Annotated in this window: 16 protein-coding genes and 9 pseudogenes; 21 read left to right on the top strand and 4 right to left on the bottom strand. The window is 37.7% G+C overall.

The window, feature by feature from the left end; genetic code table 11:
- Window positions 1-74 precede the first annotated feature (74 nt).
- The 3 pseudogenes from BEB42_RS25170 to BEB42_RS26925 form a co-directional block, all read right to left on the bottom strand.
- A pseudogene (locus BEB42_RS25170) lies at window positions 75-479 on the bottom strand (transposase family protein); the annotation flags it as partial.
- 95 nt (window positions 480-574) lie between these two features.
- Window positions 575-949, bottom strand: a pseudogene (locus BEB42_RS25165) (IS110 family transposase); the annotation flags it as partial.
- Between the two features lie 203 nt (window positions 950-1,152).
- Window positions 1,153-1,254: pseudogene (locus BEB42_RS26925) on the bottom strand (hypothetical protein); the annotation flags it as partial.
- A 1,302-nt stretch (window positions 1,255-2,556) separates the two neighbouring features.
- Between BEB42_RS26925 and tssB the strand changes: the two are divergent.
- The 15 genes and pseudogenes from tssB to BEB42_RS25080 all read left to right on the top strand — a co-directional run.
- Entirely contained in the window at window positions 2,557-3,033 is a 477-nt protein-coding gene (tssB, locus tag BEB42_RS25150; protein ID WP_000072542.1) for a type VI secretion system contractile sheath small subunit, read from the top strand.
- A 2-nt stretch (window positions 3,034-3,035) separates the two neighbouring features.
- Window positions 3,036-4,514, top strand: coding sequence for a type VI secretion system contractile sheath large subunit (tssC, locus tag BEB42_RS25145; protein WP_000156233.1), 1,479 nt, complete (start codon window positions 3,036-3,038; stop codon window positions 4,512-4,514).
- A 9-nt stretch (window positions 4,515-4,523) separates the two neighbouring features.
- Window positions 4,524-5,036: a hypothetical protein gene (locus tag BEB42_RS25140; RefSeq protein ID WP_000232536.1), complete on the top strand. Its 513-nt coding sequence runs from the start codon at window positions 4,524-4,526 to the stop codon at window positions 5,034-5,036.
- Window positions 5,037-5,045: 9 nt separating this feature from the next.
- Window positions 5,046-5,468 (top strand): hypothetical protein, encoded by a 423-nt coding sequence (locus BEB42_RS25135; RefSeq protein WP_001352793.1) that lies wholly within the window; start codon window positions 5,046-5,048, stop codon window positions 5,466-5,468.
- The gene (tssF, locus tag BEB42_RS25130; RefSeq protein ID WP_001037843.1) at window positions 5,461-7,263 is read left to right on the top strand and encodes a type VI secretion system baseplate subunit TssF; all 1,803 of its coding nucleotides are present in this window, start codon (window positions 5,461-5,463) and stop codon (window positions 7,261-7,263) included. The genes BEB42_RS25135 and tssF overlap by 8 nt, the downstream gene beginning before the upstream one ends.
- A complete protein-coding gene (gene tssG / locus BEB42_RS25125) occupies window positions 7,254-8,186 on the top strand; it encodes a type VI secretion system baseplate subunit TssG (RefSeq protein ID WP_001352794.1) in 933 nt (310 codons plus the stop codon). Before tssF ends, tssG begins: the two co-directional genes overlap by 10 nt.
- 12 nt (window positions 8,187-8,198) lie before the next feature.
- The gene (locus BEB42_RS25120) at window positions 8,199-10,175 is read left to right on the top strand and encodes a type VI secretion system Vgr family protein (RefSeq protein WP_001352795.1); all 1,977 of its coding nucleotides are present in this window, start codon (window positions 8,199-8,201) and stop codon (window positions 10,173-10,175) included.
- Between the two features lie 10 nt (window positions 10,176-10,185).
- Window positions 10,186-10,653 carry a DUF6931 family protein gene (locus tag BEB42_RS25115; protein WP_000155886.1) on the top strand — a complete coding sequence of 156 codons (468 nt, stop codon included), beginning with the start codon at window positions 10,186-10,188 and terminating at the stop codon, window positions 10,651-10,653.
- 9 nt (window positions 10,654-10,662) lie between these two features.
- On the top strand, window positions 10,663-10,962 hold the full coding sequence (locus BEB42_RS25110) for a PAAR domain-containing protein (RefSeq protein WP_001352797.1): 300 nt from the start codon (window positions 10,663-10,665) through the stop codon (window positions 10,960-10,962).
- Window positions 10,963-10,964: 2 nt separating this feature from the next.
- On the top strand, window positions 10,965-12,044 hold the full coding sequence (gene tssA, locus BEB42_RS25105; protein ID WP_001078573.1) for a type VI secretion system protein TssA: 1,080 nt from the start codon (window positions 10,965-10,967) through the stop codon (window positions 12,042-12,044).
- A gap of 8 nt (window positions 12,045-12,052) precedes the next feature.
- Window positions 12,053-12,592, top strand: a complete 540-nt coding sequence (locus tag BEB42_RS25100) for a type VI secretion lipoprotein TssJ (protein WP_001352799.1) — start codon at window positions 12,053-12,055, stop codon at window positions 12,590-12,592.
- Between the two features lie 14 nt (window positions 12,593-12,606).
- Window positions 12,607-13,983, top strand: coding sequence for a type VI secretion system baseplate subunit TssK (tssK, locus tag BEB42_RS25095; RefSeq protein ID WP_001154813.1), 1,377 nt, complete (start codon window positions 12,607-12,609; stop codon window positions 13,981-13,983).
- A gap of 691 nt (window positions 13,984-14,674) precedes the next feature.
- Window positions 14,675-14,878: pseudogene (locus tag BEB42_RS26910) on the top strand (IS3 family transposase); the annotation flags it as partial.
- A gap of 69 nt (window positions 14,879-14,947) precedes the next feature.
- A pseudogene (locus BEB42_RS25085) lies at window positions 14,948-15,749 on the top strand (DDE-type integrase/transposase/recombinase); the annotation flags it as partial.
- A 64-nt stretch (window positions 15,750-15,813) separates the two neighbouring features.
- Window positions 15,814-16,386: pseudogene (locus tag BEB42_RS25080) on the top strand (transposase); the annotation flags it as partial.
- 283 nt (window positions 16,387-16,669) lie between these two features.
- On the opposite strand, the pseudogene BEB42_RS25075 reads toward BEB42_RS25080, so the two are convergent.
- Window positions 16,670-16,837, bottom strand: a pseudogene (locus tag BEB42_RS25075) (IS110 family transposase); the annotation flags it as partial.
- Here BEB42_RS25075 and BEB42_RS25070 point away from each other — a divergent pair.
- The 6 genes and pseudogenes from BEB42_RS25070 to BEB42_RS25040 all read left to right on the top strand — a co-directional run.
- Window positions 16,838-17,107: pseudogene (locus BEB42_RS25070) on the top strand (IS3 family transposase); the annotation flags it as partial.
- 74 nt (window positions 17,108-17,181) lie between these two features.
- A pseudogene (locus tag BEB42_RS25065) lies at window positions 17,182-17,488 on the top strand (IS3 family transposase); the annotation flags it as partial.
- Window positions 17,489-17,788: 300 nt separating this feature from the next.
- A complete protein-coding gene (locus BEB42_RS25060) occupies window positions 17,789-18,406 on the top strand; it encodes a DotU family type IV/VI secretion system protein (protein ID WP_000995316.1) in 618 nt (205 codons plus the stop codon).
- A gap of 5 nt (window positions 18,407-18,411) precedes the next feature.
- Window positions 18,412-21,813, top strand: coding sequence for a type VI secretion protein IcmF/TssM N-terminal domain-containing protein (locus BEB42_RS25055; RefSeq protein WP_000278079.1), 3,402 nt, complete (start codon window positions 18,412-18,414; stop codon window positions 21,811-21,813).
- 3 nt (window positions 21,814-21,816) lie between these two features.
- Complete coding sequence (gene tssH, locus BEB42_RS25050) at window positions 21,817-24,348, top strand: type VI secretion system ATPase TssH (protein ID WP_000029851.1); 2,532 nt, start codon at window positions 21,817-21,819, stop codon at window positions 24,346-24,348.
- A 225-nt stretch (window positions 24,349-24,573) separates the two neighbouring features.
- Window positions 24,574-24,942: transposase (locus tag BEB42_RS25040; RefSeq protein WP_072044828.1), on the top strand; the 369-nt coding region annotated here is incomplete at its 3' end.

The raw sequence follows: 24,942 nt of genomic DNA, 5'->3' as shown, positions 1-24,942 counted from the left end.
AGCTGATAGAAACAGAAGCCACTGGAGCACCTCAAAAACACCATCATACACTAAATCAGTAAGTTGGCAGCATCACCGACACTGAAGGACCTCGATAAATCTGCACTGGAGCTGGCAAATATCTGCCAGATTTGACGTTGTAAATTTTGTAACGCCTGTGAAGACTGCTGGTGTGAACTGGCGAAGGGAGCAAGCGACTCGGCAAAAATTTTACATGAACAAGCCGGGTTATGGCAGTACCAGTGGCGGACGGAAAATACAAGCCATAGCGTCTGCCCTGAGCAGGGTAGATGCTGTATCCGGCGCCGACGACAACTATGAACAGAGTCGCTACGCTTAAAGCATTCAGGACATTGTGCTGTTTTGCGTTTTCCGTGGAGATGGAGGGTTATACCGCCAGAGCTAATAATTTGTCGACTGCATCGCCATCCGCAAGGTAACTGTAGAAGTGTCTTAAGAGAGTGCATTACGTTGCCCATAACTTAAAACAGTTTAGATCCTTGTTCACCAGAAAGTTTCATCCATTTTCTTCTACCAAAGTTTCGGAAGAACCACTATTGCACCGTTCGTGACACCTGCGGGTCCGGTGCAGAACCAGAACCGATTGCTGCTCTTCCGTTTTAACCGCAATTTCCTTACCGGGTTGCTGAACCGCCATCCAGATAGCCCGTGCATCCATCACATCGTTTTTGTTACCCATGACGAACGCTTTGACGAAGCGAGCCTGCAACAGCCGAACTTCATGCTCCAGTTTTTTCAGCTCACGAGCCCAGTGCTGAGAGCCCCCACAGGCCTCCATGCCAATCAGGCAAGGCTCCCGGTTACTGAAAAATGTCAGAAAATCCTGACGGCGAATCTGCTTATCTACCACTTCACCTGTGTGCTCATTGATGAAGTGAACCTGAATGACATGTTTTGCGATATCAACGCCAACCGGTGTATATTTAATACTGTGGAGTCTCCAGTCTGAGGGAACTTTTTGTATCCCGTATTGGGCACTATGATGCCGGAAATCTGCGAGGCTCCACACCTTCCTGAAATACCCTTCATCCATCATTGTGCACCGTATTTAATGGATGGGGATGCGTTCATCTCATTCTCCTGAGAGTCTAGGAAATCGTCCGCATCCCCCGCTGACAACATTGACCAGCCAAATACGGACTGATAAGGATGATTATTGGCTCTGGCGACGGCTTTCAGAATCTCTTTCACCATTCTGGTGTGGACTTTCTGGTGCTCTAGGTTGTGTGACATGGGAACTCATTCTGGATGGTTACTCTGAAAGCTCATATTCTGGCCCCCTCCCCGATTTGCAGCCGTCAGGCTGCCGTGGTTCTAACCAACAGCAATCTACTCTTCGGTAAACATACAGTGCACAAAAACACAATAATTTGTTTTTTTTACTGGTATAAATTATGAAAATAAATGTGGAATATTTTTGTTGTTGTCATTTATTAGTGGGCGTTGATTTTACCATATATAAATGATAGGCAGCGGTGTTGTATGGTAGAGCTGATATCAGAGCTTTAACAATACAAACAAAATATTAATAATTACTTTATATTTCTGGCTCAACTTCTATTAGCTGAGAGCCATGAGTAAAATAATAAGCATGAGATTATGTAAGATATTTTTATGTTAGGAAAATATCTGTGCGGTAGCTATGGATAGATTTTTCTTGAGTATAACAATACTAATCTCTATGGAGTCATGCGGAGTTCATAGGTTTATCTGCGATAATTGTTTGAGGGCTGTTGAGTACCATGCTCTACCCTTGAGTTTAAGGAAGTGATTGTTTGCACCGATGATTGAGATACAGCTGAAGTATATGAGCAAATCAGTATGTCGGCTACACATTCTATCATTGGTTTTAGTGTTGTTAAGCCTGGTAGCTCTAGAGAGTACTCATAGGACTAACCAGCAGATAAAACAGAAATTTTCAGACTGAAAGCGCATCTTAAATGTACTGAGGAAGAACATGATATTCTGAAATATGAAGGCAGGTGGTACTTTTGAGTGAGGCATCACTTAATCAACGGTAACCGTAAGATCTAGTCAATCGTTACGATTGTGTAGGGATTATGAAATTTTCGTTTACAGGATTTTATGGCTGGAACCAACCTTCTATATCTATTGGATAAAAGGATAATCAGCGACTGCTGAAACCAACGGAATATAGGATATACACGATTGCGAAAGGGCAATCGTGGACCCATTCGAAATAGCAAATCAAGCGTGGATCACCAATTACCTATACCGTAGCAGGCTAGCTGGCACTGGATGCTATGCTGATGGTGGTTAGGTTTTGCCATAAGCTTGCCCCTAGAATGAGCAGCCGTGACAACTGCTGGGATAATGTAGTGGCAGAATCGTTCTTCAGCTCACTAAAAAAGCGTCACCCCTTCGAAGACTCCTTGTCGTGAGAACAGAAAGACTCTACAGAATAGTGGGCACTTGACTGTAATAGGGAAAGATTGTACTGAAATTATTATTTATAATAATGCAAAATATTCTTGATGAGAAAGGTATTTAAAAACTGACTGTAGGATAGAAAAATTGAGTAATACACAGCATAAACTAGATAAAGCACGACCTCCAAGAGTGCAGATAACGTACGATATTGAAACTGGGGATGCCGAAACAGCTAAAGAATTACCCCTTGTTATTGGAGTTCTGGGGGAGTATTCTTCATCAGAAAAACCATTAAGAGAACGAAAATTTATTAGTATAGACAAAGACAATTTTGATGAAGTTATGACATCAATGAGTCCAAGGGCTCATTTTATGGTTGAAAGTGTTATACCTGGAACGGAAGGTAAACTTGATATCGAGCTTACATTTGAGTGCAAAGAGGATTTTTCTCCTGATAATGTGATTCAGCAGGTAGGGTGCCTTAAGAAATTATCAGAATTAAGGTCTCACCTTTGTGACCTGAGAAACAGGGCGGCAAGTAATGAAAAACTGAAGGAAAAACTTCAGGAATTAGTGACAAATACTATGAGCAATCCTGAAAATAATGAAGGTAAAGAATAAACATGACAATTACTGCAACATTAGGGAATAGTGAAACACAGTATGCTACAGATGATTGTCTTGAGGAAATCATAAAAAATACAAGAGCTGTCAGACAAGATTCAGAAAAAAACAGATTTAAATTGCAAGTTAATAATTTCCTTTCTGAAGTTTCGAGAGGTTCTTTAGTAATTGACAGTGATTTAATTGGTAGTATTGAAAAGAGAATTGCTGATATTGATAAGCTAATGTCTGAACAGCTTAGTCTGATTATGCACGCAACTGAGTTTCAGAAAATAGAGTCAGCATGGGTGGGACTATATAAGCTGGTTCATGCAGGTGTGACTGAAAATGTAAAATACAGTGTGTTGCATTGTACAAAACAAGAGTTACTTAAAGATTTTAAGTCAGCTTCCGATTTCGATCAATCTGTATTATTTAAAAATATTTACGAAAGCGAGTATGGAACTTTCGGGGGAACACCATATGCTGCATTTGTGGGGGACTTCTATTTCGATAATACCCCGCAGGATATAGATTTGCTTGAGCATATTTCACATGTTGCAGCCAGCGCTCACGCGCCGTTTTTGAGTGCGATTGCTCCGGGGATGTTGTCCATGAATTCATTTGGCGAATTACCCTATCCACGTGATCTGGCGAAATTATTTGAAACAACCGATTATGCTAGGTGGCGTAGCTTCAGGCAGACAGATGACAGCCGTTATGTGGGGCTTACTTTGCCTAAGTCCTTAGGACGAATCCCGTATGGCGTGCAAACTGTGCCTGCTGAGACATTTAATTTTGAAGAACACATTAGTGAAGATAACTCTGGCAAAGATTATCTGTGGATAAATACAGCTTTTGAACTTGCTTGTAGGATAGTTGATGCTTTTGAGCAATATGGTTGGTGTGCAGCAATTCGTGGTGTGGAAGGTGGCGGTTTAGTTAAATCATTACCTGCCTATAATTATGTATCCCATACAGGTGAGCGACTATTACAATGTCCAACTGAGGTTGCTATCTCAGACCGGAGGGAAAAAGAACTGTCAGATCTCGGATTTATCCCACTTGTTTATTGTAAAGGAACTGATTTTGCAGCATTTTTTGCCGTTCAGTCGGTAAACAAACCACGCCTCTTTAATACTGATCAGGCTAATGCTAATGCAAAATTGTCCTGCCAACTTCAATATATATTAGCAACGTCTCGTTTCGCACATTATCTAAAAGTTATTGTTCGTGACAAAGTGGGAAGCTTCATGTCAAGAACAGAATGTCAGACATATCTACAAAACTGGATCATGCAATATGTTGTGGCATCAGATAATGCTGGCCAGGAGACAAAGGCACGATACCCATTACGTGAAGCATCTATTGAAGTTATTGAGATTCCAGGATGTCCAGGGACTTATCGTGCAATTGCATGGATTAAACCCCATTTTCAACTTGAGGGCTTAAGCATGTCATTGCGTCTTGTTGCTGATTTACCATCAAGTGTAAGTTAAGAGGTTATTATGGTTGGAGCTATGAGTAGTGCTTCTGAGAATATCAAGAGCAGAGAGTTTGTCAAAATAACTATTGATGGAAAGATTATAAAGGGAAATTCAAAAGTCGAGCAGTGTACTGATTACTTTGATGGGAATTGTCCTCAAGCATTTCACGCTTTTTCTAGCATTGACGGCACTGTTTTTGATTTGGTTAATATTAAGTTAAAGGTCACTAAGGAAATACAACTCTTATTAGAGCATTTTTTTAAAAGAGGTGAGAAAGATATTGTAATTGAAATTGTTCGCAAGGAATCTACTAAATCAGGTAGTGCATATTCATCCTTTAAGGTTATTTATAATGGGTGTCGTTTACATGATCTATTATTGTCTCATGACTATGACACTAATCTATGTCTTGAAATGTCATTTAGTCCAGAAGAAAGCGTCTCACTTGAGATGAATCTTCCATCGGCGGATGGTAAAAGTACAGAAAAATTAGGACCAATAACATATAACTTATACAAAGAGATGCTTGTATAAATATACCGAATGCATTCGTTCCTTCAATTTTTGCGTGATGATAGTCCGGACTCGTTGGAAGATGTTTTGAATTTTTTCCCTTCGGATGATCTTAAGTGTGAACTTGGAATGTTATTATCATCGCGTCCATTATATCTTGAAATAGATGAACTTCCACTTGTTAATAGTTCAGTTTTGAATTATGGAATAAAGTCATTAGTATACAGTATTTCTGCTGGTGAACATAGTGATACTATAAATGGTGAAATTTCTTCAAGAATATTGCTGATGCTTCAGCGTTATGAGCCTCGCTTGGAGGCTCCTGTTGTTGAGCATATTGTCAATGATGAACATTATTCTTATTTTTCAGTTACTGCTCTATTCTTTATGGATAGGGTGACGCTCTGTATTAAATGGGATAAAAATTCAGGAGAGTTTTCACTGGATGAATAAACTATTATCTTACTACCAGAAAGAGCTTTTTTTCTTAAAAAAACAAGGGTATGAATTTTCCAAAAAATTTCCTAAGATAGCTAGGAGGCTTGGATACAATAAAGGTGTATCTGAAGATCCTCACATTCAGAGGTTAACGGAATCTTTTGCTTTTTTAAGCTCAAGGATCCATCAGCGATTAGATGAGGATTTACCTGAGTTAATGGAGGCATTGCTTCGTAATCTTACCCCACAATTTTTGTATCACTACCCTTCCTCATGTATTGTTTCATTTGAACCTGATACGACTTCTAGTGGCATGACGTCCATTTATAAAGTTCCTGCAGGCACTTCGATATATTCTAAAGATAAATCTAAAACTATCTGCCAGTTTCAGACAATATATTCTCTAACTATAGTGCCTGCAACTATTAATGAAGCAAAGATTTACTATGATAATTTATCTTCTTTATGGAAAATTGAGTTAGATTTAAATGTTTATGATGGGGCTGATTTTTCTCTTGATTTTGTAAGGTTTTATCTAAATTGCCCTTCAACAATTGCAGGTGTCATATATACATTATTATGTAATGAGGTCGATAATATCGACTTGAAGAAAAATAGTAATATTCTATATGGTGCCAAAGCTAATATTTCTGGAGCTGGGTTTAATGAACTGGATACCACACTACCACGAACAGGAAGTGTTTCTTACATACATAATCTCACGCTTGACTATTTTTCGTTTCCTGAAAGATTTAACTTCATTGATATAAAATTTGATTCAGGGATTGATTTGTTTTCAGGGGAGTCTTTTAGAATCGTAATAACGCTAAAAAACAGTGCTAAAAAATACGATTTGGATAAAATAGAAAAGATTTTTTCGAAAGAATTTTTTAGAATAAACTGTGCTCCAGTTATTAATCTGTTCAATAAGAAAACAGAACCATTACGATTATCGGAAGACATAGATGAGTATCAAGTGAATGTGGATTTATATCGCCGTAATGAAGTTTTAATCTGGAATATAAATAAAGTAACATTACACAGGTATGAAAAAGATTTAGTCAAGGAAATTCCATTAAAAAATTTATTTGGACTTGAACATTCAGCCATTAAACAATCATGCAATATATACTGGCATAGTTCACATTATCGTATGTCTTATTCCGAGAGAAATGTTGAGGAAAATGTATATATTCGTCTAAGCGATGATGGTGGTTCTGAGTCACGTATTATGACAGGGGATGTCCTTTCCATTGATGTTGTATGTACAAATGGTGATATCCCATCAACCATTAATAATGGTGACCCTGATGGTGATTTTGATTGTGATATAGATATTGCCAACCTGAAAATAACAGCACTTAACAGGCCATCAAGAATGTTGCCAGGGATGACATTAAGAGGAATGAACTGGAGAATTATTTCTCAGTTATCTCTGAATTTTGTGTTGCTTAGTGGTACTGATGGGGCAATGAAACTGCGAGAAATGTTGTCCGTATATAACTATAATAATAATCCATCAATATCAATTTTTATTGAATGGATTAAAGAGCTACAGATTATCCCTGTTTCTTCTCGTTTACCAGGTATATATCCTCCTGTAACCGCTCGCGGTATTGAAATTACGGTTACTCTTTCAAAGGATGCATATATGCACCCTGAGAGTTTCCTATTTTGTTCTTTCCTTGATCACTTTCTGGGACTTCATGCTCCTGTAAATAGCTTTACTCGTATGATTACGGTCATTGAGCATGAGGAGCATACCTGCCGTGCATGGCCGATAAGAGCGGGAAAGTTAACATGGCTGTGATTAATGACAGAAGTAAATTCAGTTTTTTTAATAAAGTTCGTGTATTATTAAAAAAACTTCTAAAGCCCAATGAGGGCATTGATGATGTTATTGATACACATTTCAGATTTACATCAAGCCTGTCTTTGGATGCACCTGATGGTCAGATAGAGAATCTATATCAAGATGAAAAAAATGGAACGTATCACCTGACATTATTCAATAATGGATTGACAGGAGCTGCAGGGGTACTTCCGGTAGCATATACAGAATGGTTAATTGAAAGAAAATTACGTTATAATGACAATGCTCCAAAAGCATTTATGGATATGTTTGATCATCGAATGTATTGCCTGTCTTATCTCGCATGGCAAAAAATGCATCTGTTGGGAGATGAAAATAGGAGGGAGAATAATGTTCTTAACAATGTATTGTTGTCTTTAGGTGGTGTCAGTCCTCATACAATTGGCGTTACGGGGTTGGCGTATACTGCATTATATGCACAATCCGTTAGATCTCTATCCGGGCTTGAGCTGTTATTATCATCACTATATCAAATCAAGGTATCCATTACTCCTTTTTGTGGCACGTTGGAAAATATAGCTCCTAACGAACAGGTGGTACTGGGAAATTGCCAGTATACTCTTGGAGAAGGCCCTGTTATTGGTAATGTTCGTTGGGTAGTGGATTCGAATTTTGATGTTATATTGGGCCCCGTAGACTATAAAAAAGCATTGCAGTTTATGCAAGGAAAGGATTTTAACTATGTTATCAAACAACAAATAAAATCATATTTAGGCGATATCCTTAAATTTAAAATATATCTAATAATTCATTCCGGCAATAATGATAATCAAATGAGTATAAATAGAAAGCTTGGATTTAATATTTCAATTGGTTCTGGAATAGAAAAATATAAAGAGCGTCGATTTTGTCTGTTTTGATAGGTTGATTTCATGACTAAATATTTATATGACGGTTATTATAAATGCCAAGAACAACATTTTATTAGATTACATGGCTGTGATTTGCCTTTATATCCACTTGAAATTAAAGGAAGTGAATCACTATCTAATATATATACCTATGAAATAAAATGTTTTAGTAATACTGATAACAAATCATTAACTAAGTTACATGGAACGAGTCTTAGCTGTGAAATTGGAGAAAAATATAAATCGTTACCTTCAAGGTTTATTCATGGTGTGGTTACAAAAATAATATATGATTATGATAATAGCATGCAACATAGCTGTATTATTGTGTTGCAGCCAGAAATATCAGAGTTAGCATCTGGAAAAAGGACTAGAATATGGTCAAATATGACAGCATCTGAGATTGTAAGTACTATTTTAAAAAACAGTTTATTTACCCCCCCACAAATTAGACTATATGAAAAAGAAAGTTTGATAGAGTATAAAATCCAGTACAAAGAGTCTGATCTTAATTTTATTCATAGAGTTTTATCTGATGCTGGTATTTACTACTTTTTTATTCATGATAAAAACAAACATATTATGATTTTAGCAGATGCACCCGCGTCTCACCCTAAATCAGTTCATGATAAAATGGAATACTTACCTAGTAAGAATTTGAAGGAGTCACATCACGGATACATGACGGAATGGTCTGCTATAGAAAATCTTAAATGTCCTAGCGTCACACTTTCAGGTTATAACGATAGTAATCTCAATGAGATTACTATAACGTCAGAAAGCATAGTTATGGATGTTTCAGCAGGGAAAGGAATTTATGAAGATATTATACCTGAAGGAAAACGTGAGTTTATACAAAAACATTCTAAAGCAGTGATGGCGTCATGTGACAGCGAAATTAAACGCTGGTATGGGAAAACAAACTCATGGTGGCTGTCATGTGGGGAGTGTTTCAGTCTGGGTAAACAAGAATACAGAATTACTTCATTACATTTCAATGCAGTAAACAATTATCTTGATAATACAGCATATTGTAATTGTGGCTTATCTGCTTCAGATAATGATAGTGCGATTAAATTTAAAAGTAACTATAACATACCAGTTATACCTGGTGTGTTGCTTGCCAAAGTAATTGGTCCTGAATCCGAAGAATATTATACCGATGAATTCGGGCGTGTAAAAATCAGATTTTTATGGGGAGAAAAGTCAACTTCAGGTACTGAAAAAAGCTCTTGTTGGGTCCGCGTTTCTCAGGTATGGTCTGGAGATGGTTTCGGTAGCCAGTTTATTCCTCGTATTGGATGTGAGGTTCTGGTTAGTTTCGTTCAGGGAAATCCTGACTATCCAATTATTGTTGGAACTGTATATAATGGTCAAAATAAACCACCATTTTCTCTTCCGGAGAATAATTGCAAGTCTGGATTTATCACCCGTAGTGTTAAGAATGGGAAAAAGGGAGAAGGTCATCAACTTATTTTTGATGATAAAATAAATGAGGAAAAAGCAATATTAACATCTTCTGGTGATTTTAAACTTACAGTAAATAAGGATATGATTAGCAATGTAAAACACTCGATGGTATTAACTGTTTCTGAAGGGCGAAAATCTGAAATAACAAAAGGAAATGATAATCTTATCATTAAAGACGGTAATTTACATAATGATGTCCATGGTAATTTTGATATAAAGGTCTCAGATGGGAATTATAGTCTCAAGGTTACTGGTGGTAGTGGTAGTTTTGTTACTGATAAAAATATTACGCTTGAATCTTCACAATCAATAAAAATAAAAGTGGGCGTAAATGAAATAACTATATCAAAAACAGGGATAAGTATAAAAGGTACTAAAATTAATGTTGAAGGGCAAGGCGCTACAGAGGTTAAAGGCACAACACTGAAGCTTGAAGGTCAGGCGATGACTGAAGTAAAAGGTACTATGTTGACGCTTCAGGGATCTGCCATGACGCAGATAAAAGGTGGTATAGTGAATATTGGATAAATTATTTTCTATGACAATATCTAAAAATAACTCCATGTTGGAAGTGAATAAAACGGTTGAGCAAATGCTGGCAAAGGACAAATGGCAGGACGCTCTTAATTTCTGGATTAATAATACAGATTCGCTAATATTAATTAAATGGCTGGCAAAAAGTATATCTCAATCATCTTCTGAAGAAGATGATGTATTTTTGCAATCTATTGTCAAATGGCAGGAAGGGGATGATGAAGAACGTTGGGCGATATTTAAAAAATCTGAATCAGTTGGTTTTACCACACAGCTAGGCGCCCTAGGTCTATCATTATTTATATCACAAGGAAGTATTAGTCCCCCCCCATATGATCCAGTGTATGCACCGTCATATTCAGAAAAGAAAATTATTTATGGAATATTAATTAATCAGTCGTGTATAGTTTCTGATACCCCTGACGTGGGGGTAGTTTGCCTTTTTCAGCATTGGTGTAATAGTCAACTCTAGGTGTTATATATGCCTCAACCAGCAGCAAGAATTACCGATATGCATGTATGCCCTATGGTAACGCCTGGTTTACCTCCAGTCCCCCATGTTGGAGGGCCACTGTTACCGCCGGGCTCCCCAACTGTACTGATTGCTGGATTACCAGCAGCTACACAAGGTACGCAGGCAGTATGTACCGGGCCTGTAGATATGGTTATTGTAGGAAGCTTTAAAGTTTTTATATGCGGCAAACCTGCTGCACGAATGGGCGATATGTGCGCTCATGGGGGGACAATTGTTAGTGGATGTCCTCAGGTATTAATGGGATAAAAATGAATAGATTCGAGACGGATACATTACTGTTTCCTGTTATAGGTGAATCTCCGGTAGGTGAGAACATAGAGTATGATCCAGTATATAGCGAAATCCGAGAAGCAAGACAAAATGATCCTGACTACATGTCCCAAGGAGAATGGGCTGTCAGTGACCCCCGCAGGGCTGACTGGAGAAAAGTAAAAAAATTATGTGAGATTATTTTACGCAATAAGAGTAAAGATCTACAGATCAGTTGTTGGTATGTGGAGTCGTTGATGCATTTGTATTCTTTGGAGGGCATGCATTGCGGATTGGAATATCTTGCGAAATTTATTTCTCAATACTGGACTACATGCTGGCCATCTCTGGAAGAAGGCCATGAAATTCGTTACAGTAAATTGGTTCGTCTTGATATCGATTTATCTGAGTATCTGAAGGTATATCCTCTCCTTGAGGATAAAGAAATAACTCTTTCTAAATGGTATAAGTCGCTGGCATTTGAGCATAGCGCGCGTTTATTTGAAGATGGAAGGGAAAAATTAATAGAAAGCGAAGGGGACCACTCTGTTGAACTGTTCAAAAAATCTGTGGGTAAATATCCTTCCAGCAAAATTAGTGAGCAACTCCTTCAAATACATGATTTGCCTGACAAAATTGACGAGATAGAATCATTTTATTTCTTTCATACCAACGAAGATATACATAATATTTTCAGTAAAACAAGACATGCTATTGATGATATAACCGAATTACTGAATCGTTTTTTAAATCAAGAAGCGTCGGATAATAATTCAGTATCAGAATATTCAGCTAAACAGGAATGCAAGGACATAAGGAAAGAGTTCATATCGGTGCAAGAAAATACATTATATACCACATTAAAAAACACAATGGATAACAATATGTCAAGGGAGAAAGCTATCGAACAACTGGAAAATATAGCTATTTTTTTTAGGCAATCAGAACCCACCAGTCCTGTACCTTATCTCCTTGAGAGAGCAGTTCGTTGGTCAACAATGACTATGTCTGAATGGCTTGAGGAATTACTTAAAGATAACGATACTATGGAGCAAATAAATCGTATTTTAAAAGGGTGAAAATTCTAATGACTATGAAGTATATGCTACTGATAGCTATGTTTTTTTTTATTACTTCTTGTTCTCCTAAATTCTCTGAGCAGGATATAACTCAGGCTGTTAATAATGTTGATGCTCCATTTGGTGCGGGCTTACTTACTTTTCAGATATCATCCGATACAAGTTTAAACTCACTAAATGATATATCCAATAGTTGTACGTTATTGTTCTTACAGGCTTCAGATAAAAAATCATTACAAGACTTAATGAATAATCCGCTATTAATAAAACAATTTTTTAGTGGGGTTGGTAAAGCTGATGGTATTCTTAAAGTTGATAAATACATAGCTATGCCCGGTCAGAACATAACACTACATATAGACAGAAGCGAAGGGGCTAAATATGTAGGTGTAATTGCTGGATACTATCCATTTCCTGGAAAACAGCATATGATGCTTTTAGATATTCCAGTTGATGTTGTTGAAGATGGTTGGTGGAATAAATCATTACATACATCATTGTCTCCTCTTTTTAAAAATATATTTCTGGGTAAAGAAAGTATCAAATAATTAGGTGTTACATCATGCAAGAAGAACAACAATTGGTTTATTGGTTTTCAGGACTTTATTTACAACCTCAGCATTTTCAATCAACTGATTTACATCATAGTTTTATGCTTGCCCGAACAAGGCAATTGTCACAACCCTATAACCAAGGTTACTATGAACATCGTATAAATGACGAACTACTGAATGAATACACAGTCAGAGTTGAAAAAATAAAAGCTGTGTTATCTTCAGGATATTATCTGGAGTTTCCTGGTAACTGTGTACTACAGGATAAGTGTTTGACAAATCTTCGTGACTCAGAACCTAAAAAGGTCAATTTGTGGCTTGCTATTAAACGTTTTAATTCCGCGCATACAAATGTATCCGGTGTTAATGATAAACGAGGTTCTTCCAGATGGGTAAGTTCAGATGATCCAAGAGAAATGCGAAATGTTTATCATGATAGCCAGGATGCTGCTATCACAAGAATAAAATATGATATTCAGATTCTTACGGATGAGGAAAAAGAGAATACGACAGACTGTGAATATTTACCTCTAACAAGAGTCACTCATGGCAATAATACATTACGTATTGATGATGAGTTTTCATTCCCCACACTGAGATTATCAGCTAATCATATACTCAGAGATAAGATCATGGAGATTTATTCTGATATTAAATTCTTGAAAAATAAACTAGAAGAATATAGATATACAGAAAGAACCGTAGCAGATGGACATCTTTATGATTTTTTACTCTTGTGTGCTGTTAACAGAATATTACCACTTCTTTCTTCATTTATTAACGAAGATGTAATTCATCCGTGGTTATACTATATGGCATTATGTCAGTTTGTGGGGGAAATATCAACCTTTTATAATGCTGGGTTTTCAGATAATAATGCTTTTGATCTGTCATATAAACATTATGATCAGATTTCGTGTTTCAGTAATCTACAGCACCATATAAAATGGTTATTGGATGATTTCTGCAGAGCTAAAATTATAAGTTTTAAATTCAAGCAATTAACAACTGATACCTTTGTCTGTGACGTTGATGAATATAGTCCCAAAAATAATGTTGAATTCTATATTAAACTAACCTCAAATTTTTTCAAAAATAATAATGTGATTGCATTATCAGAGATTAAAATTGCTCCAGAGGAACATATGGGACTTATAATTCAGCATGCTCTTCCAGGCATTGGTTTTACAGTGATTGATGCGAATGCATCTGAGTTGCAGGTGAGGGAAAATATAATTTGGTTAAAGATAGATAAATATTCAGAATTATGGCGATTAGCTATGACTAAAAAAAAGGTTGCATTTTATTGGTCATATAATCCTGATGATTTACTTGTTGAGTTAGTTTTGTCGCAGGAACAAATATACAATGAGCAGATCCCATAAAACCCTAAATAGCTGAATGAAATAGTAAAGCCCTTAAAGGGAACTCAGTTAGGATTGTGCATCTGAACATTAGATAAAAATTATAAATCACCAATCGGAGTGAGCGATGCTAATTATAGTATAAATTTCCCGTGACGAACGACTCCTGATACAGAAAGCTATCTATAAAACTCACGATAATAATCACACCTGCAGGCTGACTACCATGCTTATGTAACTCAGGTTCTTCATAGGAGTTCTGCCATGGCTGGTAAAAAATATTGAAGCCGCTGTGTGGGGGCATGGATACACATAAAGATCTGTACGTTACCGTTGTTATAGATGAGAACATTTTCCACAACACGACAAGGTTACGGCAGATGCTGATATGGATGTTCTCATTTGCGATGTTAAAACGAATTGGGTTGAGAGTACAGGTACCTGTGGCTCTGAGCTGATTCATTATTTTCAGAATGCAAGGAGGAAGTGTTTGAAGTGACAGCTCCAGATCGTAAGGAGCAACGCAAGAGGGGAGCGCGCTGCAAATAATGCACTTTACATTATCGCTATCGGTTCAAGTGGAATATGAGTCGACAGGGAAACTGTTCGGATAATAGCCAAATGGAACGCTTCTTCAAAAGTCTGAAAAACGAGTGGATATCATTTTGTTATTTTATACCCAACGAAGCTGTCCCATTCAATAACAGAGTATATAGTTGAATATGGGCGTGCAAAACAGTGGATAGCGCACGTGCACTTATTACCCGGGATGGGGAATAAGCTTCGTCAACAGTGGTCTTTGGGGGGCGCGTGCGCAGTTGCCGTCATTCTCAGACGAACCAATGACGGGAAGGATGGAGGGCGCACCCGTCATACTAATGATACCGATGTGCATCTCCGTATACACCATGTTATCGTAGTGAGCTTACCTAGCAATAGTGGGCACTCAGCGAAGTGAGTAAACTTTCAGTCAGAGGTGATTCACATGACAAAAACAGTATCAACCAGTAAAAAAACCGTAAACAGCATTCGCTTGAATTTCGCAGTGAAGTTCTGAAGGAAGCTTGTGGAACGCATCGGTGTTGCTGCCGACGCCCTGAACTCAGTCTGTATGAATCACAGCTCTACAACTGGCGTAGTAAACAGCAAAATCAGCAGATTTCCTCTGAACGTGAGCTGGAGATGTCTACCGCGATTGCATATCTCAAAAGCTGGTTGGCGGAACGGGATGAAGAGCTGATCATCTTCCACAAGGCCACGACATACTTCTCGAATCGCCTTAAATGAATTATGTTTTTATTGAAAACCATCGGGCTGAATTCAGCATTAAGGCAATATACCGCGTGCTCAGGGTGTCCCGTAGCGGCTGGTATATGTGGTGTCAGCGGTGGACAAGGATCAATACACGTCAGCAGTTTCGTCAGCACTGCTGACAGCGTTACGGTGCACCACGCCTGACGGATGAACTGCGTGCTTAGGGTTACCATTTTAACGTAAAAATCGTGACGGCGAACCTGTGCCCTCAGTCCCTAACGGCAAAAGCTTCTCGGAAGTTCAGCTCGGTCAGTTACCGCGCACACAGCCTGCCTGTGTCAGAAAATCTGCTGGAGCAGGACTTTTACGGCAGTGGTCCGAACAAGAAGTGGACGGGAGACATCACGTACTTATGTACGGATAAAGGCTGGCTGTATCTGGCAGTGGTCATTGACCTGTGGTCACGTACCGTAATTGGCTGGTCAATGTTGTCAGCGGGGGATGCGGACGATTTCCTGGACTCTCAGGAGATGAAACATATTTACTGAAGAAGAAAAAATCTGCGCCATTGAGCTTTAGTTCAAATATGGTAAGAAGCTGGCTCCCGTCGTACGCGAACTGGGCTACCCTTCGAAAAGAAATCTGCGGCGTTGGCTCCGCTCATGGGAAGCAGGTCGCGGAGTAAAAGAAGCCATTCGTCATAAGCCCCGTTACACAGATGAGCAAAAACAGGTTGCCGTTGAATATTATCTTAACCACGGCTGCTGCCTGGCGTTTACCAGCAGAACTCTGGGTTATCCCTGCACCGATGTGCTCGCTCGCTGGGTTAATGAACGTTACCCTGACCGACTACGTATATTTACCAGTAAGACCAATCCTGTTGCGCCCTGTGAACCAGAACTCAAACGTCAGGCTGTCATGGCATTCTGTACACGACAAGTATCAGCCAGTGAAATCGCCAGGCGTATTGGTGTCAGTCGTGCGGTATTGTATAAATGGAAAGATGAAATTATTGGCAACAGTGCTTATCAGACTATGCGTAAACATAACGAACCTTCCCTGGAGGCAGAACGCGATGCGTTGCAGGAGGAAGTCGCCCGACTGAATCAGGAAATACGCCGCCGGCAGATGGAACTGGATATTCTGAAAAAAGCGGAGGAAATCATAAAAAATCTATGGTCACCCCCGTTTTTGCAACACTGATTTTTGATTAATGGTGGGCTTGCTTAAATCTATCCGGCGTCTCTGTGGGCAAGGAGGCCCGCGCCTCGATGAGTTCCGCACCTGATAATCCTAAAAAGACCCTCGGCTTCAGTGAGCCATTTTTTCTGTCAGGTTTTTAATCAGGTCTATTTGCCGTTCATGTCATCAATAATCAGTCTTCGCAAAACCAGACAGGTAACTTGTATCTTATTGTTTAAAATGAGCTAATTGAGTTTTGTCAGTATCTATATCAGGCCTGATATTCTTTTTGCAGAGCAGTGATTGCCCAGGCTATTCGGGCCAGTTTATTTGCCAGAGCGCAGGCGACAATATTTGAATGCTTGTTGTCGAGTCGCTTTCGAACCCATTCAGTGAGTTTTCCCTGCTGATGCTCCAAGCGCATCATGAACGAGCGGGCAGAGGTGGGCATTATCGCTGGCCAGGATGGCTGGAAAGAGTGAATGCAGCAGGTCTTATTCGCTCAATGTCCCGTAAAGGGTGTTCACCTGATAATGCCGCATGCGAAGGCTTTTTCGGCAGACTGAAAACGGAAATGTATTATGGGCGTAAATGGTCGGGCATCACGCCAGAAAAGTTCATGCAGCAAGTGGATGCTTACATCAGATGGTATAACAAGCGGCGTATAAAATTATCGCTGGGTGCAGTCAGTCCTAAAATGTACCGCTAACAATACGGGCTGGAATGATAAAGCAGTCAAGGAAATCGTCCGCATCCCCATAACGGTCAAACATCGTGGCGTTGACAATGTCACCACGCATGACGGCGCAGCCGGCCTGCGATGTCATGCAGATGACTCTGTGGCGGCGTAAGAGACCCAACGGACAGTTCTGTTCAGCGTATTATCAGGCGCTACTGAAGCGGAATAATCTGCGTGGCAGTATGAGCGTAAAGGACTGCTGCTACGATAATGCCTGTGAGGAAAGCTTCTTTCATTCGCTGAAAGTGGAATGCATCCACGGAGAACACTTTATCAGTCGGGATAACAATGCGGGCAACAATGTTTAATTATATCGAATGTTATTACAATCGCTGGCGACGGCACAGTTGATGTTACGGTCTCAGTCCTGAACAATTTGAAAACCAGAGCTTCGCTTAGGGTGGTGTCTATATTACGTGGGTAAGAGCACAATCCCTGTCTGGAAATAATGGGGGAATAACCGCTGATACATAATTAATATACACTGCGTAGTAAGTCTTGGCTGAGTGAATATGAACCAGAACAGTATAATAATCACTCTATGTATAGTGTGTTTGGTTATATCCAACTTGGCATGGAGTCTGCGTCTGGGGCAAGAATTAATAAAAAATACAAATTTTGTTGATATTTTCCCAGGGTGAAACATGTTATATGAATGCTTATATTATGGAGGTTCTGGTGAACATTATTGAGTGTTATATGCCAATATTTAAACTCATATCATCTATTAAAGTATTTCCTGAGGAGTATGGGAACTATGATACTACAAGAAAGTATATTATTGATACTATTGAGGATGTAGTACGAAACAGTGAAAAAATATCTGTAAGTGATAGTGATCTTGATGCAGCGTTTTATTCAATAGTTGTAATGCTTGATGAGGTGATATTATGCTCTGAACTTCCGTACAGAAAAGAATGGTGTAAGAATCTTTTGCAAATTAAGTATTTCGGGCATTCTACTGGTGGGACAGAGTTTTTCAATATCCTTAATAAAGTTATTGAGTCTAAAAGTCAGGCAGGATGGGTTTTTCTCTTGTGCCTTTTACTTGGTTTTAGTGGTAAATATTATATGAGCAATAATAATGAAATTGATGATTATATATCAAAGTTAAAGCAACAATGCCGTTTAAATACCTCAACGGAAGCAAGAAATAAGTTTGAACATAATAAAAGCAAGAGTGAATCATCGTATTTTAATATTTATCTACCACTAGCAGGCATCATTGCTTTTTATTTTGTGTTATTGTTTGTGCTGTATGCGAGATGATTTCTATGTATAAGAGGATATTTGGGGCGTTCTTTTGTGTTTTTGTTTGTTTATTGGTTTTATCTATTTGCTATGGTATTGGGGTTTTAAGAAACTGGACAGATACTACTATTTTTCTTTGCTGTTTTTTTGTGATTCTGGTAACTCTTTCTTTAAAAAATTTTTTGGGGTGGGTCCATGATTACATTTCAACAGGAAAATATAGGGGCTTTCTAACAAAACATTATCGTAAAAAAAGAATAGTAACGCTAGATGCTCATTTTAGGAATGGTTTCAGAATTATAAGTAAAAAAGGAAAAGGAAAGGCACCATGGTTTTTACTTACAGGTATTTCAGAAAATAATACATCACTACTAAAAAACAATAAGCTCCCTGTTTTTTATAGCAATGGTCGGAATAATATAACAGGCAAAAATAGAACCATACGTTGGTTTTTTTTTAGAGACCTAAGCGTACTGGAACTATCGAGTAAGATATATAACAACCAGATATTATTCAATTCTGTGATGAAGCTTTTATCATCACGGATATGTAAAAAACAACCACCACAGGGAGTTGTTCTATTAATTCCTGTTGAAAAATTACTTAATCATGATTATGCAGATATTCAATTATTCTCTCAACAAACAAGGAATTTTATAGAACAATTATCATCACATTTACATAAAAATATTCCTGTTTTTATTGTGATAAGTGGATGCGAGCACATCCGTGGATATACAACACTGGCACATAAAATTCATCAAAAAAATGATATGTGGCATCCAGTATTTTGGGGGACAAATAAATTACCAAACAATGTATCTGATTATGACTCTTCATGTATACTAGCATCATTGAATTCGAAAATTACGTTATCAATATGTTGTGCTCTTGATGATAAGCTAACTGATTGTGAAAAAAATGAGATTTTACTATTTCCTGATAAACTGAGTGATATGAAGGATTCACTCGATGTATTTATTTCTTCATTTTGTATCGACAATGTATTTTTTTCGAAAACGAATATTTCCTGTGTTTATTTATCTGGTGAGCTCGCATTGAGCAAAGGGATGGATAGTTCTGTTTCTGATGTTTTAATTTCTGAAATACTGCCTCACACATATAACTTAAATATTAATCATGATAATAAAATAATAAGAACATCAATTAACGCACTTATAATTATGATTATAGTGTGTTTTCTTGGGTATAGTGCATATAGTTCATATAATATCTATAGTCTGAAACGTGATTTTGTTGATACTAGCCCCACTTTTCTGATAGAACAAATATTAAAATATGAAGATGGTGTTAAGTCCAATATGCTGTATTTTCCGTTCAGACCTGTTTTGGATGAGCAGTATTTATATTTTAGAGAGTCTCTTTATAAAAAGATAAGGTTTGAAACCATTCCCGTTAAATGGCGCATTGATGAATATAAGAAAAAATTTATAGATGCATCCCCATCAGGTAAGCGTGATTTGATTATATCTCTTGCCTCATCACTAATTATTTGGGATAAAATGGCTCAGAATGAATCACTGAGTGAATTAATAAAATATCCAAGTGTTTATGAGTTAATAAAAATCACTAAACCACAAGAGAAAATTTCATCAATCACCTCACTTGCTATAGAAAGAGATGAGATACAAAAAAAAAACGGAGTTGCAAATATTATTGCATTTAGAAATCTCTTGACAGAGTTGATTAAAAGTGACTCATCTTATTCATGGTTTGTTTCGGAAGATGTCGATATTCCTGCTGTAAATATTACTGATTTTTGGAAAGACGAAAATACTCCTGTCTATCTTTCAGGTATATGGACACAGCTGGGGCAGAATAAACTCCATCAGTGGTATACTCATATAAAGGAGGCATATGGTCGTAGTATGGTTCCAGAAGAATTTACTTCATTTGTACATCACTTAGATGAAAGGCGTCAGGAGCATTTTAGCCATTTTATAATGTCTATCGCAAGGGTGCGTAAAAATTCACATTCTGGTTTGATGACCCCACTACAACTTAGTAATATTCTACATAATAGTTCACCTGAACATAAATTTTTTCAGTTTATAGATGAAGAGTTACGTAGTATACCAGAAATTTTTGCGCAGGACTGGCTCTCTGAATTTAGACTACTTTACCGTTTGTTTTCACTTAAAGTGGATAACGGAATGATGCGTCAAATAAAAAAATATGATCTCATTCTACGCTCTTACTTACTTTATATTTTTAATAACACTAAAATGTACACATCCCCCGATTACTTTACGGTATGGATGGATTGGTTGAATGTGCTGCGTAATACTGTAAATTCAGAGTCACTTCCAGAGGCATCTGTAAAACTCATCAGGAATGCTATGCGTTCAGATCAACAAAACAAGTTGGTTATATTATTTAATGAGTTTGAAAAGGTTCGCTCGATAATTAATGGTAAAGATACAGATCCAGTAATTGATGGTGTGTGGGATATTTATGAGCAACTAAATTTCCAACTTCTCGACCATGCTATCACTTATACTGATTGTTGGCTTAATGAACAATGGAAAAACTCTATTGTAAGCCAGTTGAATTCAGATGGGGTTAATTTCGATCATGCCGAAATGCAAGCAAAAATATACAAAAACATTATTAATTTTTTACAAGGGCCAGCCAACGGGTTTTTAGTAATTGAGCCTACAGGTGTCAGGTTATTGTCTTTTAAAGGCAGGACGATATCCTTTTCGCCTTCATTCATTAGCTTTGTCAGTAACTTTGTTTCTTTTGATGATTTAATAGACGTTCAGTTAAGAAAACGAACACAAAACCAAGATAACTTAATAAATACTCAAGTACAGTTAGATGAGCTAGATGAGATACTACAAAAGCTTGAATCACAGCCTTACAAGATCACGATAGGTAGTGCGCCTGCGACAATTCCAGGAAATACAGTAGTTAAACCAATAGGTACACGTTTGGTTCTCGAGTGCAACACAGGTAACAGTAGTATTCGAAGTATGAATTTTTCCGATTCGAGTATTTTTACTTGGTATCCTGGAGGTTGTAATTATGTAGGTATTGATATTGCTTTTCCTGATTTTTCTGTCCACTATAAATTAACAGGTCCATCCGCGTGGATTGATTTTATTAATAAGTTTTCGGTTGGTGAAAGTGAGCTGTTAACAGAAGATTTTTTACCAGAATCTAGAGATCTTCTTGAGTCAATGGGAATAAAAGGAGTTCTTGTTCGTTACAAACTGAGTGATGCAAGTGATTTAATCCAAGCATATATTGAATGGAAACAGTTAAAACTAGAAAAGGATAAGGTTGAAAAATTACAAGCAACGCTGAGTGAAAAACTACTTACAATGCCTAGCTGGGAGAATAGTGGTTGGATTTCCAAAGTTCCTAGCGATTTAATAAACTGTCCAACAGTACGGAAGTGATAAATGAGTATCTATCTTAAATCAATTATTAATAAATTAACACCCGAAAGCAGAAATGTCCTGGAGTCTTCAGTTAATTATGCAATTTCAAGAGCGCACCAGGAGGTTGATAGTTTACATTTTCTCTATAAGTTATTACGCGAACATAAGCACATAGCTGAAATGTTTTATGAACATTCTTTATTGAATCCGGATGCTCTTCTTAATGTCATTGAAAATGAATTACTTTTTTTTACTTCGACCTCGCAAACGCCAGCCGTATTTTCTGAGTCTATGCAACTCTTACTAGAAAAAACATGGTTACATGCCAGCACTAAATGGGCATGCAATTATATTGACATCCCTGTTTTGTGGGGTGCAATTATTAACATTAGAGATTTAATATTTCCTTATAATGTATCAGAAGCATTATGTTGTAATGTAGATGAAGCAGAGAGGTTACTTATCTCTATTTCTGGTAAAGAAGAACTTTCTAATTCTCGTCCTTCTTTATATAATTCCTCATGTGAATATATTAATAAATACACTGAAGACTTTTCTTTACTAGCAGAAACAGGGAAACTCGATCCTGTTTCAGGTAGAGAGAAGGAAATTAGACAACTTATAGATGTTTTACTTCGTCGCAGGCAGAATAATCCAATATTGACAGGAGAGCCTGGCGTTGGTAAAAGTAGTATTGTTGAAGGTTTAGCATTGCAAATTTCATCTGGTCGTGTTCCTGATGCGTTGAAAAATGTTAAAATTCTCGCGCTTGATATGGGCGCTTTGCTTGCGGGAGCTAGTATAAGAGGAGAATTTGAAAATCGCTTAAAATCACTATTATCTGAAATTAATTCATTAGATTGCGCAGCTATTTTGTTTATTGATGAAGCCCATTCACTTATCGGGGCTGGAGGGCTTCCAGGGCAAACAGATGCAGCTAATTTACTTAAACCAGCTCTCGCTCGTGGAGAATTACGTATTATCGCTGCAACGACACTTGGTGAATATAAAAAATATTTTGAAAAAGATGGAGCATTAGCCCGGCGTTTTCAGATTATAAAAGTAACTGAACCGAATCAGGAAGTAACAGCCGGGATGCTACGTTCGCTTTTACCAATGATGGAAAAGCATCATAAAGTATCTATCAGGGAGGAAGCGATAACTGCAACTGTACATTTATCTGACCGTTATCTACATAGCCGTCGTCAGCCAGATAAGTCTGTAAGTCTGTTAGATACAGCCTGTTCACGGGTGGCTGTCTCTCAGACTACATCACCAGATTTAATTCAGGTTCTTGAAGCTAAATTAGCAAGACTCAAGGGTGAACTTGTACTGCTGACACAGGAAAAATCAAATGTTCTGCGTCAAAAAACAGTTGTGAATCAAATTACTCAGCTTGAAAATAGTCTTGAGCAACTTAACTCAGCATGGATTTATCAAAGTGAATTGGTTGCTAAGATACAAAGTACATCGGATATTTCATCGAAGAATAGATACAGAAAAAAACTGGAAATAGCATATCAGAAAGACACACCTATGGTTTTTGAGTGTGTGGATAAACATTGTGTTGCTGATGTTGTATCTGGTTGGACTGGAGTTCCAATAGGAGCATGTCTTGATAGTGAACAACAAAAAGTATCTGGTTTATTAAGATGTCTGGAGCAACGAGTTTTAGGTCAACCATATGCTATGTCTGTTATAGCATCGCAAGTTCTCATTTGCCGGACAGATCTTAAAGATCCGGAAAAACCTGATGGCGTATTTTTACTCGCAGGCCCTTCTGGTGCCGGCAAAACTGAGACTGCTAAAGCATTGGCCGAGTTTATTTATGGAGATGAAAATAAACTGATCACTATTAATATGACAGAATTTCAGGAAGCTCATACTGTTTCTACTTTGAAGGGGGCTCCCCCAGGATATGTCGGTTTTGGCCTAGGAGGAACTCTTACAGAAAGAGTTAGTAATAATCCATACAGTGTTATTCTGCTTGATGAAATTGAAAAAGCACATCCGGATGTTCTGGAATTTTTTTTTCAGATATTTGATTTTGGGATTATAGAGGATTCTGAAGGTAAGATGATCTCTTTCAGAGATTGTCTCATCATCATGACATCAAACCTAGCTAGTGAAAAGATTGCGAGCTTTTGGCATGAAGGTGAGACAGATAATGAAAAAATAAAAGAAAACATTCTTCCTTTATTTATTTCTCATTTTGGAGCAGCATTTATGGGAAGAACTAATTTAGTTCCTTTTTTACCATTAAATACAAAAACTCTTAAAGAGATCACTATCATTAAAATTAAAAAAATTTGTGACCGTTTTGAAATGGCATCCGGTCATCTTTGTAAAATTGAGTACAGTGACGCTCTTATTGACTGGGTCACTCATAATTGTCAAATTGAAAAATTTGGTGCGAGGAATATTGATGCTGTACTTAACACATCTCTGCTTCCTCTGCTTGCTAGATATTTAATTGATTCTCAACATAAGAAAGCATCAACAAAAATAAGAATATCAGTAAGAAAAAACAATATTATATTACGTATTGTATAATTTACTATTCATTCAGGAAAAATGTAATGAACACCTCCCACCATCAACTAAGTAGCATGGTGATGAATGAAGGGGTATCAGGTAGATGTGGAGTCTCACAGATTTTCGGTATCATAATGCTCAATACGGGTTACATAAGGCTCCCTCAGACTGGATACTCCACAAATGAAATATACCTCGGGGTGAAGTGGCACACTGAATCTGGGGCACCTGAACAGAGGTGATATACTCACCTCAGAACAACACAGGTGCTCCAATGAAAAAAGAAATTTCAGCGCAGAGTTTAAACGCGAATCTGCTCAACTGGTTGTTGACCAGAACTACACGGTGGCAGATGCCGCCAAAGCTATGGATGTTGGCCTTTCCACAATGACAAGATGGGTCAAACAACTGCGTGATGAGCGTCAGGGCAAAACACCAAAAGCCTCTCCGATAACACCAGAACAAATCGAAATACGTGAGCTGAGGAAAAAGCTACAACGCATTGAAATGGAGAATGAAATATTAAAAAAGGCTACTGTAGATTCAATTGGTCAACGCAACAGTTATGTGAAAACATGGGGTTGCGGAGGTTTTTTGAATGAGACGAACATT

Source organism: Escherichia sp. MOD1-EC5990, from assembly GCF_002965285.1.
GTDB lineage: Bacteria > Pseudomonadota > Gammaproteobacteria > Enterobacterales > Enterobacteriaceae > Escherichia > Escherichia coli_F.
This window is presented reverse-complemented; position numbering and strand designations above follow the sequence as displayed.

Excerpts from the sequence above, each read along its gene's own strand:
- tssG (WP_001352794.1), top strand. The coding sequence starts at position 7,254 with ATGGCTGTGATTAATGACAGAAGTAAATTCAGTTTTTTTAATAAAGTT.
- BEB42_RS25060 (WP_000995316.1), top strand. The coding sequence starts at position 17,789 with ATGAATGCTTATATTATGGAGGTTCTGGTGAACATTATTGAGTGTTAT.
- BEB42_RS25115 (WP_000155886.1), top strand. The coding sequence starts at position 10,186 with ATGACAATATCTAAAAATAACTCCATGTTGGAAGTGAATAAAACGGTT.
- BEB42_RS25100 (WP_001352799.1), top strand. The coding sequence starts at position 12,053 with ATGACTATGAAGTATATGCTACTGATAGCTATGTTTTTTTTTATTACT.
- BEB42_RS25140 (WP_000232536.1), top strand. The coding sequence starts at position 4,524 with ATGGTTGGAGCTATGAGTAGTGCTTCTGAGAATATCAAGAGCAGAGAG.
- tssF (WP_001037843.1), top strand. The coding sequence starts at position 5,461 with ATGAATAAACTATTATCTTACTACCAGAAAGAGCTTTTTTTCTTAAAA.
- BEB42_RS25110 (WP_001352797.1), top strand. The coding sequence starts at position 10,663 with ATGCCTCAACCAGCAGCAAGAATTACCGATATGCATGTATGCCCTATG.
- tssA (WP_001078573.1), top strand. The coding sequence starts at position 10,965 with ATGAATAGATTCGAGACGGATACATTACTGTTTCCTGTTATAGGTGAA.
- BEB42_RS25055 (WP_000278079.1), top strand. The coding sequence starts at position 18,412 with ATGTATAAGAGGATATTTGGGGCGTTCTTTTGTGTTTTTGTTTGTTTA.
- BEB42_RS25120 (WP_001352795.1), top strand. The coding sequence starts at position 8,199 with ATGACTAAATATTTATATGACGGTTATTATAAATGCCAAGAACAACAT.
- tssH (WP_000029851.1), top strand. The coding sequence starts at position 21,817 with ATGAGTATCTATCTTAAATCAATTATTAATAAATTAACACCCGAAAGC.
- tssC (WP_000156233.1), top strand. The coding sequence starts at position 3,036 with ATGACAATTACTGCAACATTAGGGAATAGTGAAACACAGTATGCTACA.
- BEB42_RS25135 (WP_001352793.1), top strand. The coding sequence starts at position 5,046 with ATGCATTCGTTCCTTCAATTTTTGCGTGATGATAGTCCGGACTCGTTG.
- tssK (WP_001154813.1), top strand. The coding sequence starts at position 12,607 with ATGCAAGAAGAACAACAATTGGTTTATTGGTTTTCAGGACTTTATTTA.